Raw genomic sequence first — 11,587 nt, 5'->3', positions numbered from 1 at the left:
GTGGATGCCTCTCACACCTGGCTGGGACGTGACGCGGGGCGGCACCCGGCCAGCTCCGTCCGCAACGCGTCACGATCGTCGAACGGGGTCACCGTGCCATCGCGCACCTGACCGGTCTCGTGCCCCTTACCGGCCACCACGACCGCGTCGGCCGGTCCGGCCTGACGCACGGCGAGACCGATCGCCGTGGCCCGGTCGGGCTCGACCACCACGCCGCCCCGAAGGCCGGCGGGCACCCGGGCCGCGCCGGCACACATCTGGGCAATGATCGCATCCGGGTCCTCCGACCGGGGATTGTCGCTGGTGAAGATCGAAAGATCCGCGCCGCGGGCCGCGGCGGCCCCCATCAGGGGACGCTTCCCGCGATCACGGTCACCACCGCAGCCGAGAACGACGATCACCCGGCCGGTGACCAACGGCCGCACGGTACGCAGCAGCGTCTCGACCGCGTCCGGCGTGTGGGCGTAGTCGACGAGGCCGAGAAACGGCTGGCCCGCGTCGACCCGCTCCATCCTGCCCGGCACCCCTGGCAGGCTCGCGAAACCCCTGACCGCGGTTTCGGCCGGCACGCCGGTCTCGGCGAGCAGCGCGAGTGCCACCAGGGCGTTGCTGACATTGAACGTTCCGGGCAGCGCGATGCGCACCTGCACGTCCGTGCCCTGCGGACCGAGCGCGCGGAAGGTGGTCCCCGTGGGATCGGTGGCCACGTCGACGGCACGCCACCGCGCGTCGGGGTTCACCCCGCAGGTCACCGCGCCCGGAATTCGACCCGCGAGCCGGCGTCCCCACCCGGTGTCCGTGTCGACCACCGACACACCGGTGCGCCGCGGGGTGAACAGTGCGGCCTTCGCCTCGAAGTAGTCGTCCATCGACAGGTGGAAGTCGAGGTGGTCCTGGCTGAGGTTGGTGAAGGCCGCTCCGGCGAAGTGGATTCCCCCCACCCGGTGCAGTGCGACGGCGTGGCTGGAGACCTCCATCGCGGCCGCGGTGACCCCGCGTTCGACCATGACCGCGAGCAGTGCCTGCAGGTCCGTCGCCTCCGGGGTGGTACGCACGGACGGGACCGCGGTACCCGCGATCCGCGTCTGGACCGTCCCGACGAGTCCGGTCGAGTGCCCCGCGGCACGCAGTCCGGCCTCCAGCAGGTATGCCACGGTGGTCTTGCCGTTGGTGCCGGTGACACCCAACAGTCTCAGTGACGCCGACGGGTCGCCGTAGACCCAGGACGCGACCGCTCCCAGCACCGCACGCGGGTCGACGGCCACGAGCAGCGGGACCGCGGCGGGCACGGTCGTCTCCCGGGTCACGGTCCCACCCGTGGCCGTCTCCCGGATAACACGTTCGGCACCGGCCCGGTCGGTGAGTACGGCCGCGGCGCCGGACGCGAGCGCCTGGCCGGCGAAGGCGGCGCCGTGCACATGGGCGCCGGGCAGGGCGGCATACAGGTCACCGGGCCGGACCGCCCGCGAGTCGTGGGTGACGCCGTGGACGACAACCCCCTCGTAGCCGGCGCCGACCACATCAAGATCGGGATATCGGGCCGCCAGGTCGGTGAGCGCCCGCGCCGCAGGGATGGCCGGGCGCAGCCCCGATGAGGTCACGCCGACGACATTAGTAGCCGGCCGTCCGGGACCTGCGACGGGTCAACGGCTCGCGCCGAGGTCGATGGTGAGCTTCGGGCCTGTCGTGCCCGTCGGGGGCACTGCCATCGTCGCCAACGCGAAGGACATCACCTTTTTGAACACGGGCGCGGCAACCGTCCCGCCGAAGTGGCCGTCCCGGGGATTGTCGAGCACCACCTCGACGACCACCTTCGGCTGGTCCGCGGGGGCGAAGCCCACGAACGAGGCCACATAGCCGTTGTAGTGGCCGGCCGGTCCCACCCGCTCGGCGGTTCCGGTCTTACCTGCGACCCGGTAACCGGGGATCGCCGCGAGCGGCGCGGTCCCCGAGTCGGACGTCACCGCCTCCAGCATCTGGGAGAGAGTCGCCGCCGTGCTCTCACTGATCACCCGGGTGCCGGGTTCACGAGGGGTGGTGTGCACGATGCCGTCCGGTGACGTGGTGCTGTCCACCAGGCGGGGTGGGACCCGCACACCACCGTTGGCGATGGTGGCGTAGACCGATGCCATCTGGATCGCGGTCGCGGACATCCCCTGCCCGTAGGCGATCGTGGCCGCCTGCTGGGGATCCCAGGCCGACGACGGCGTCAGCAGGCCAGCGCTCTCGCCCGGGAAACGCAGCGCGGTCCGCGACCCCAGGCCGAACGCGCGCAACGCACCTTCCAGATTGGCCGAACCGAGCTTGCGAGCGATCAGGATCGTCCCGATGTTGCTGGACCTCGCCAGTACGCCGGTGGCGGTCAGGTACTCGGTTGCGTGCGGCTCCGCGTCGGTGAAGGTCTGGCCCGCGATACGCAGGTTCGACGGCACCGTGACCGGCGTGTCGGCCGAGATCAGACCGCGATCGATCGCCGCAGCCATGGTGATGACCTTGTTGACGCTCCCCGGTTCGTAGACGTCCTGGGTGGCCCGGTTCTTCAGCGTCGCGGGATTGGCAGCGCCGATCCTGTTGGGGTCGTAGTCCGGCGCGTCCGCCATCGCCAGGATGTTCCCGGTGGCGGGTTCCATGACCACGACGGTGCCGCCGTCGGCCTGGGTGGTCCGGACGGCCTCGGCGATCGCGTTCTGCGCGGCCCACTGGACGTCGCGGTCCAGCGTGAGCCGGACGCCCGACCCGGGCACCGGGTCCTTCTCCCGGCTGGACCCGGACGGGATCGGCCGGCCGGCCGGGTCCACCTCGACGCGGCGCACCCCGTCGGTCCCGCGCAGCAGCCTGTCATAGGCGCCTTCGATACCACCACCGCCCACGAGCACGCCGTTGTCGCCGACCGTGGTGAAACCCACCACGTTGGACGCGAGCGAGCCGGACGGATACATGCGGCGGCGTTCCTCCAGGACACCGATGCCGGACAACCTGAGCCCGGCCACCTCCTTGCCCACGGCCGGTTCGAGCCCACGGGCCAGGTAGACGAAGCGTCCGCTGCCCAAAAGCTTCGTGACCAGGGTGTCCACCGGTACCTTGAGCAGAGGCGAGAGGGCGGTCGCAACCGCGCGGGCGTCGGTGACGTTGCTCGGGTCCCCATATACCGAACGTGCGTCGACATCCTGCGCCAGCGTAGCCCCGCTACGATCGGCGATGACCCCTCGGGCCGCGTCGAGCGTCACGATGTTCGTCCGCTGCTTCTCGGCGCGCTTGGCATAGGCGGACGCCTGGAACCCCTGCAGTTGCGTCAGGCGGCCGGCGAGCACCACCAGCAGGGCGCAGAGGATGACGACCGTGGCCCGTAGCCTGCGGCGGGTACTGCCGAGCCTCATCGGCGGGCGGGAGACCCGAGCGCGCGGTGGCCGGCGGGCCGGACCCGGGCCTCGTGGCGTCCCCGCCCGGTAGCCGGTGGCGTGGGAGGGCCGGCGGGCGCGGCGCGGATCCCGCCGGCGGTCCGACCGATAGGCGTACTCCTCTTCTCCCTCCCCGGTGACGTAGCCGTCCGGATCGCCGTAGCCGTAGCCGTAACCGTCCGGGTCCGCGTAGCCGGCGGCGAAGCCGTCGTCGTCGCGCTCAACCCACTGATCGTCCGTGACATGGCGACCACGATCCGACACGAGGCGTAGCCGAGAACGGCCGCGCCGGGACGAACGGTGAAGAGTAGAGGTCACCGGGCGCCCCCGGCCGGCCCGTTACCGGCCGGAGCGGAGGTGGCCGGAGCCTGGCGTGCGGTCTGTCCCGGCGGTGGCACCACGATGGTGACAACACCGGAGAACGGATCCGTATCGATCACACGGGCGCCGGCCGGCAGCGGAGCTCCCGGCGACAGATATTCGGGCATGCCACTGGGAACCATGCCGAGCTGGGTTGCCCTGGCCGCCAGACTCGCCGGGTCGGACAACCCGTCAAGGCGCATCGAGAGCGCCTGCTCCTCGTCCGCGAGAGCCGACGAGCGGATCTGGAGATCGTGCACCCGGAACGCGTTCTGCGCGAGTGCCGTGTTGAGCAGGAGCAGGCACATGAGGCCCGCACCCATCAGCAGCAGCAACAGGATGACGAACGGCGCGCGCGGCGCACGGCTGCGGGGGACGGGACGGGTGACCGTCAACGGTGACGGCGCGGGCGACCACCGCGGGCGCGCCGTGGGACGGGCCGGACGGTCGAGAACCGGCAGGGCGCCGGCGGTACCCGTCCGTCCGCTCAGGGACGGGATCGGGATGGCCGTATCGGCGTACGCGGTGGCCGATGTGGCACGGGCAGCCCGGGGCGGCGCGGCGCGGACGGTGTCCGCCCCGGCCCTCGTCCGCAGTCGCCGTGGCGGCGCCGGCGCCGGGGCCGGCGCCGTCATGCCACACCTCGGGCTATCCGCTCGACGGCGCGCAGCTTCGCCGCGGACGCCCGGGGGTTGGCGGCCACCTCGTCCGGAGACGGCGTCTCTCCCCCGCGGGTGAGCCAGCGCATCGTCGGCGCGGCCTCCGGTGGGATCACCGGCAGGTCCGGCGGCACTGCCGGCCGGACCCGGGCCGCAAGCGCCCGCTTGACCATGCGGTCCTCAAGCGAGTGGTAGGCAAGCACCACGAGCCTCCCCCCAACGGCGAGAGCGTCGAGTGCCGCCGGCAGTGCCTGCGCGAGCGCCTCGAGTTCGCCGTTAACCTCGATCCTCAGTGCCTGAAACGTGCGCTTTGCCGGATTTCCACCGGTACGGCGGGTGGCTGCGGGAATGGCCCGGCGAACAAGATCGGCAAGCCGTGCCGAGGATGCGAACGGCTCACGAACACGTTCGGCGACCACAGCTGTGGCGATCCGGCGGGCGAACCGTTCTTCTCCGTAGTAGCGCAGGACCCGGGCGAGTTCGTCGACACCGTAGGTGTTGACGACATCCGCGGCGGTACGGCCCCGGGTCGGGTCCATCCGCATGTCGAGCGGGGCATCCCGGGAATAGCTGAATCCCCGCTCGTCGGTGTCGAGCTGAAGCGAGGAGACGCCGAGGTCGAACAGGATGCCGGAGACCTCGCTCAACCCGAGCCCGTCCAGAACGGTCGCCACCTGGTCGTAGACGGCATGGACCAGCGTCACCCGGTCGGCGGCGTCCACGAGCCGCGCACGGCTGTAGGCGAGTGCCTGCGGGTCGCGGTCCAGTCCGACCAGCCGGATGCCCGGGCAGGTGGCGAGTAATGCCGTCGCATGGCCGGCGAGTCCCACAGTGGCATCGACCACCACCGCTCCCGGCTCACTCAATGCCGGTGCCAGCAGGCCGACGACACGGTCGGAGAGGACCGGGGTGTGCGTGGCGTCCACCTCGACCTCCTCGAACGGCTCGTGGACTTCGCGGCGGTTGGAAGATGCGGCGTGTGAAGACGGGGAGGACGAAGATGCGGGGGACGACATGTGGCGGAGTCGGGCTGTCGACGTGACCGCCCCGAGAGAACGGCGTGTGCCCAGGTCCCGCCCCGCTCACACCACCGGACACCGGGGAAGTGGCATCCGGTAAGAGCGGGGGGAGACCTCGGCGCACGCCAGCGCTTCGAGCTCCTCGGGGTCTGCGTCGACGAGGGGAAACGTGCCCGATAAATCACTCAGGGTCCCCGATGGCCGCGCAGCCTTCACGGCCGACTGGCTACACCCATTTCAGATGACGCCTGGCAACACCTCCTCGGAAAGTGCGGCGAAGTTCTCCTCCTGGCTGGCGAGATAGGCGTCCCAGCGGGACGCATCCCAGATCTCCACCCGGGTGTTCGCACCGTTCACGACGCACTCCCGGGTCAGTTCCGCGTAAGCCCGTAGCGCGGGTGGGATGGTGATCCTGCCCTGCCGGTCGGGAACGTCGTCGGATGCCGAGGAAAAGAAGACGCGGCTGTAATCCCGTAGCGCCTTTGCCGTAACAGGGGCGGTTCGCAGAGACTCACTGATCCGGGTGAACTCGACCATGGGGAACACGTAGAGACACCGCTCCTGCCCCTTGGTAATCACGAGTCCCCCTTCCAGTTCCTCGCGGAACTTCGCCGGCAGTGTGAGCCGGCCTTTGTCGTCGAGCCGTGGCGTGTGGCTGCCGAGGAACATCGACGCCCTCCTCGCCCGAGCCCGGGAGGTTCACGGCCATCCGACCCCACCCTGGTTGGCTTTTGAGTGCGTCCGCCCCCCACTGCGCGCCACTGTACCCCACTCCCCCCCACCTGGAAGCCCCACGACACTCCGGACACACCCCCCGCGGCCCACAGTTGCCGAGCTATATCGATCATGAATCGGGTGTCAATGTGTCTTTAGACCGAACACGACAAAAACGCCTGCCCGTAACAGTCACGACAGCTACGATCGAACGCCGCCGCGAATCAGTACGCTTTCCGGACAGGACCGGCAGATGATTCCCTGCGCATCAAGGCCGTGCCCACACCCGGGTGTCACACTCGTGAGGGCGCGGTCCGCCGAGCCCGCCCCACTGATCTTCAGAGCGGAGGTTGACGTGACGGTGACGGAGCCCGGCGTCATGCACTGGCGCGAGCCGGGGACGGACCTTGGCCACCTCGCGGATGTCGCGACACGGGTGACCCGGTCCGTCGAGACCGTCATCGACGGTAAAGCAGAAGTGATCCGAATATCACTTGTCGTTCTGCTCGCCGAGGGCCACCTGCTCATCGAGGACGTGCCCGGCGTCGGCAAGACCATGCTCGCCAAGGCACTCGCGCGTTCGATCGACGCCCGCGTCCGTCGCGTCCAGTTCACGCCCGACCTGCTGCCGAGCGACGTCACCGGCGTAAGCGTCTACAACCAGGACACCCGGGACTTCGAGTTCCGGCCCGGGCCGGTCTTCGCCAACATCGTCGTGGGCGACGAGATCAACCGTGCCGCGCCGAAGGCCCAGTCGGCGCTCCTGGAGTGCATGGAGGAACACCAGGTCACCGTTGACGGTGTCACCTACCACCTGGATTCCCCGTTCATGGTCATCGCGACCCAGAACCCGATCGAGATGGAAGGCACCTACCCGCTGCCGGAGGCGCAACGCGACCGTTTCACCGCACGGGTGTCCATGGGTTACCCCTCACCCGCGGCCGAGCTGGCCATGGTCGACAACCACGGCAACGCCGAACCCCTAGACAAGATCAACTCTGTCACCGATGCCGCCGAGATCGCGAAGCTCATCTCCCTGGTCCGCACCGTGCACGTCTCCGACGAGGTACGCCATTACATCGTCGACCTTGTGACGGCCACCCGCCGCCATCCCGACCTCGCCCTCGGTGCGTCCCCTCGCGCGACACTCCACATCATCAGGACCGCCCGAGCCCGGGCCGCCCTCGACGGCCGCGCCTTCGTGGTTCCCGACGACGTCCAGGCGATGGCCGAGCCGGTGCTCGCCCACCGGCTGCTGGTACACCCGGAACTTACGATGTCGAGCGTGTCCACCACCGATGCCGCCTCCCGGATCATCGCAGAGATCGTCGCCCGGGTCCCCATCCCGCGGGCAGGGACACGCCCGCCGCATCGCGGCCGTTAGATCACAATGCTGGACTTCCTGGCGGCACTGCGCGGCCTCACCATGCGGGGACGCTGCTTTCTCGCCGCCGGGACGGCCTGCTGCGGCTCCTCGATCGCGGTGGGCGAGAAGGACCTGTTCCGCGTCGGCCTGCTGCTGCTCGCCCTCCCACTGTTCGCCGCGGCGTTCGTATGTCGGACCCGCTACCGGCTCGCCTGCACCCGCCGTCTCGACCCCGCCCGCGCGTCCGTGGGCGGTTCGGTTTCGGCGAGCATCCGGATCGACAACATGAGCCGGCGTTCCTCCTCAGTGCTGCTGATGGAGGACCACATCCCCGATCGCCTCGGCTACCGGGCACGATTCGTACTCGACCGAGTGGACGGCGGGGGTACGCGGGAACTCTCCTACGAACTTCGGGCCCAGCTACGCGGCCGCTACCTCATCGGACCGATGTCGATCCGTCTCAGCGACCCCTTCGGCCTGTGCGAAATCTCCCGCGCGTTCCGCAGCCGCGACGAGTTGATCATAACCCCGGCGGTCGAGGTGCTGCCCCGCTCCCGTCCAGGTGGTCGGGTCACGATCAGCAACCACCGTGGCCGGAGCACACCCACCATTGGCGGGGACGACTCGTCCACCCGTCCCTACCAGCCCGGGGACGATCTGCGGCGGGTTCACTGGCGCACCAGCGCGCGCGCCGGTGCGCTGATGGTGCGCAGGGACGAAAGTGTGCGCTCGGGCACCACGGCCCTGCTGTTGGACACCCGGGCCGATGCCTGGTTCGGTACGGGCCGCACGGCGTCCTGGATCGGTGGCGGTCCGATGTCGTCGTTCGAGTGGGCGGTCAGCGCCGCCGCCTCGATCGCCGTACACCTCACCGCGACCGGCCAGGAGGTCCGTCTCGTGTGCCGAGCCGACGGCGGGACCGGTATCACGGCAACGGCAACGGCAACCGGCAGCTCCACCGCGCTGCTGGACGAACTCGCCGATGTGCGGACCACCGCCCCCGCATCCCTGCGTGCCCTGGTCGGCCGGGCCCGGATCGCCGACAGCGGGATGCTCGTGGCCATCCTGGGCAGAACCGACCCTGCCGAGGCTGCGATTCTCGCCGGGACACGGTCACGGGGCCTGCCCGCAATCGCCGTGCTCGTCGATGTCGCCACCTGGAGCACGGATCGCTCCACCGACCGGGACCAGTCCGTGGAGGCATGTCGCACGGTCTTCCGGCACCACGGCTGGACAGTGATCATCGCCGGTTGCGGCGACAAGCTCGCCGATCTGTGGCCCCATGCGTCCGGGCGGGACCCCGGCGCCCTCGGCACGAGCGCGCCGGGCGCCGGCCGGGACATCCCGGTGGAGGCCGTTACCACCTCCGGCAACCCGACGACGGTGCGGCAGCCCGCCGGTGGGCTGCCGCCGACGACGGACGCCGGAGCCGGGTGGTGATCCCCCGCCGCGCTGCGTCCGCCGGCGGTGCCGTCGCGTCCCTGCTGTGCGCATCCGCGCTCGCACCGCTGTTCGACGGCTTCTGGTGGTGGTTCGGCCCGGTACTCGTGGTCACGATCGTGTCGATGAGCGTGTCCGCCGTCAGCCGGGCGCTACGGCTGCCGTTGGCGGCCGGCGTCCTCCTCGGAATGCTCGGCGCAATGATCACCGTGACGGCACTGTGCGCACGGGACACCGCGATCGCCGCTGTGGTACCGACCCGTCGAACCGTGAGCGCCTTGCACACGCTGCTCGCGGCCGGCCGGGACGACATCTCCCGGCTCGCGGTGCCGGTGCCGCAGCGACCAGGACTGACGGTACTGACCGTCATCGGCGTGTACTTCGTCGTGATGGCCGTCGACTTCCTGGTGGTGACGATCCGACGCCCGACACTCGCCGGACTGCCGTTGCTGGCGCTGTTCGCGGTACCGGCCGCGGTGCTACCCCACGGTGTCGGACCTGTCCCGTTCGTGCTCGGCGCGCTCGGATTCCTCCTCCTGCTGCTGCTGGACGGTCAGGAGTCGGTGGAACGCTGGGGCAAGCCGATCACCGATACCGGGTACTCCTCGCCACGCAACATCCCGGGGACTCTTGGCGGCGCCATCGCCGTCTGCGCAGTGGTGTGTGCGGTGGCCGTCCCGGTCGTGCTGCCTTCCCCGGACGGATCGGGCCTTGTCGGACGCGGTCACGGCGGCGACAGCACCTCCGACGGCCCGAACTCCGCAATCGTGCTTCCGCCGTTCGTCTCGATGTCGCAGCAGCTGCATGCCAGCCAGACCATCGGGCTGCTGTCGGTGCGCACGGCGACGCCTCAGTACCTCCGGTTGACCGCGCTGGAGCAGTTCGACGGGCAGCGCTTCACCCTCCGCCCGCTGCGCGCCGTCGGCGAGGCGAGGGTCAGTAACGGACTGCCCCCGCCGAACCGCAACGCCCGCACCACGGCCGTGTCCGCAACTATTGACGTGTCGAAAAGCCTGGTCGAACGTTACCTTCCGCTACCGGGTTCCCCCACCAAGATTAACAATCTTGACGGTGACTGGCGGTTGTCCGCCGAGACCGGAACGGTCTTCAGCACGCGGACGTCGACGGCCGGCGCGTCCTACCAGGTCGAGGCATCCGTGCCCGACCCGCTACCGGACCAGCTCATGGCCTCACCGCAGACGGTCCCGGCCGATCTGAAGATTGACACAGAGCTGCCCACCACCACCGATCCGCGGATCCAGACCCTGGCACGCACCCTCACACGCACCAGCACCAACGCCTACCGGCAGGCTCTCGCGATCCAGGACTACCTGCGTAGCGGCAATTTCACCTACGACCTGGGCGGCGCGCCCACGACGCAGGACGGGGCGCTCGCGGAGTTCCTGTTCGCAACCAGGCGTGGCTACTGCGAGCAGTTCGCCTCCGCGATGACCGTGCTGCTGCGGGAGCTCGGCATTCCAGCCCGCGTAGCGATCGGTTTCGTCCCGGGCAGCAGACAGGCCGACGGGACCTATCTGATCACCAACAAGGAAGCTCACGCGTGGCCCGAGGTGTGGTTCGCCTCCACCGGGTGGATCCGCTTCGAACCGACCCCCCGAGGGGACGGCGGCACCGCCACTCCCAGCTATGTTCCGGCGACGACCCCACCGGGGCAGAGCCCACAGTCCACGGCCACAGACCCCTCGGCCGTCCCCACACCGGCCCCGACCGCGATCCCGAGCTCCGGCACAAGCGGGGACGACGGGCCGCAGCCGCAACCGGATATGGCTGCACGGACCCGGCCCGCGGCCGGCTCCCTGCTGTGGATCCTGGCCTGTGTCCTCGCCGGGATGATCGCCGTGACACTGCTGCTGGCGCCGGCCATGGTGCGGCTCACGCGTCGGCGGCACCGTCTCACCACCGCCGCGGCGGGCAGTTCATCCGACGGCAACGACGCAACATCCGTGGCTGCCCGCGTTCACGCGGCCTGGGCCGAACTGACGGATCTCGCCACCGATCTCAGGCTGCCGCTGCGTCCCGCCGAGTCGCCACGGGCCAGCGCGACGCGGCTGGCCGCGTACATCGCGGCCGGCCCGGAGATCCAGGAGCAGGACGCCGAGGCGGGTGGGGCGGCGTTGACCCGGATCGCCGCGGCGGAGGAGCTTGCCCGCTACGCACCACCGCCGCTCACCCGATCCGGCGTCTCCGAAGAACGGCTTGGGCACGACCTGCTGACGGTGACCCGACTGCTACGGATGGCGGCGCCGCGCGGCAACCGTACGCTGGCGGCAGTAGCACCACGATCGGTAGTCAGTGGATTCCGTGGACTCGGTGGACTCGGTGGACTCGCTCGGCCAGGGACGAACCGGCTGCGCGACCGTCGGCGGTCGGTCCAACGCGTGCGCGGGGATCTGGTGCGCGGGGATCTGGTGGGAACCGCGCGACAGGACCCCGCGGACAACTGAGGCGGACAGCTGAGACAGCCGTGACGACTGCCTGACGGACCATCTTCAGGGTCGGCACGAGCGACCGCTCAGCGACCGTCGCGGTCTTCCCATCGGCGGCGCCACCGTTCCTCAAGCCGCTCCACGACCGAGGTTCGGGTCCGACGGCGCGAAGGCGAGGGATGAC

8 protein-coding genes are annotated in these 11,587 nt (G+C 70.2%); 3 read left to right on the top strand and 5 right to left on the bottom strand.

Going from position 1 to position 11,587, the window contains the following annotated elements:
- Positions 1-11: 11 nt before the first annotated feature.
- From NBW77_RS11440 to mraZ, 5 genes are all read right to left on the bottom strand, one after another.
- Positions 12-1,601 carry a UDP-N-acetylmuramoyl-L-alanyl-D-glutamate--2,6-diaminopimelate ligase gene (locus tag NBW77_RS11440; protein WP_131747417.1) on the bottom strand — a complete coding sequence of 530 codons (1,590 nt, stop codon included), beginning with the start codon at positions 1,599-1,601 and terminating at the stop codon, positions 12-14.
- Positions 1,602-1,643: 42 nt separating this feature from the next.
- Positions 1,644-3,662, bottom strand: a complete 2,019-nt coding sequence (locus NBW77_RS11435) for a peptidoglycan D,D-transpeptidase FtsI family protein (RefSeq protein WP_250279675.1) — start codon at positions 3,660-3,662, stop codon at positions 1,644-1,646.
- A gap of 50 nt (positions 3,663-3,712) precedes the next feature.
- Complete coding sequence (gene ftsL / locus NBW77_RS11430) at positions 3,713-4,393, bottom strand: cell division protein FtsL (protein WP_131747419.1); 681 nt, start codon at positions 4,391-4,393, stop codon at positions 3,713-3,715.
- Positions 4,390-5,343 carry a 16S rRNA (cytosine(1402)-N(4))-methyltransferase RsmH gene (gene rsmH, locus NBW77_RS11425; protein ID WP_131747420.1) on the bottom strand — a complete coding sequence of 318 codons (954 nt, stop codon included), beginning with the start codon at positions 5,341-5,343 and terminating at the stop codon, positions 4,390-4,392. The genes ftsL and rsmH overlap by 4 nt, the downstream gene beginning before the upstream one ends.
- A gap of 330 nt (positions 5,344-5,673) precedes the next feature.
- Entirely contained in the window at positions 5,674-6,105 is a 432-nt protein-coding gene (gene mraZ / locus NBW77_RS11420) for a division/cell wall cluster transcriptional repressor MraZ (RefSeq protein ID WP_131747421.1), read from the bottom strand.
- A gap of 424 nt (positions 6,106-6,529) precedes the next feature.
- On the opposite strand from mraZ, the gene NBW77_RS11415 reads away from it, so the two are divergent.
- Genes NBW77_RS11415 through NBW77_RS11405 form a run of 3 tightly spaced genes read left to right on the top strand, consistent with a single transcriptional unit; the run spans position 6,530 to position 11,421 of the window.
- Positions 6,530-7,534 carry an AAA family ATPase gene (locus NBW77_RS11415; protein WP_250279683.1) on the top strand — a complete coding sequence of 335 codons (1,005 nt, stop codon included), beginning with the start codon at positions 6,530-6,532 and terminating at the stop codon, positions 7,532-7,534.
- Between the two features lie 6 nt (positions 7,535-7,540).
- Positions 7,541-8,956 (top strand): DUF58 domain-containing protein, encoded by a 1,416-nt coding sequence (locus tag NBW77_RS11410; protein ID WP_131747427.1) that lies wholly within the window; start codon positions 7,541-7,543, stop codon positions 8,954-8,956.
- Positions 8,953-11,421 carry a transglutaminase TgpA family protein gene (locus NBW77_RS11405; RefSeq protein ID WP_250279674.1) on the top strand — a complete coding sequence of 823 codons (2,469 nt, stop codon included), beginning with the start codon at positions 8,953-8,955 and terminating at the stop codon, positions 11,419-11,421. The genes NBW77_RS11410 and NBW77_RS11405 overlap by 4 nt, the downstream gene beginning before the upstream one ends.
- The last annotated feature ends 166 nt before the right edge of the window (positions 11,422-11,587 follow it).

This window comes from Frankia sp. Cppng1_Ct_nod (genome assembly GCF_920656135.1).
Lineage (GTDB): Bacteria > Actinomycetota > Actinomycetes > Frankiales > Frankiaceae > Protofrankia > Protofrankia meridionalis.
This window is presented reverse-complemented; position numbering and strand designations above follow the sequence as displayed.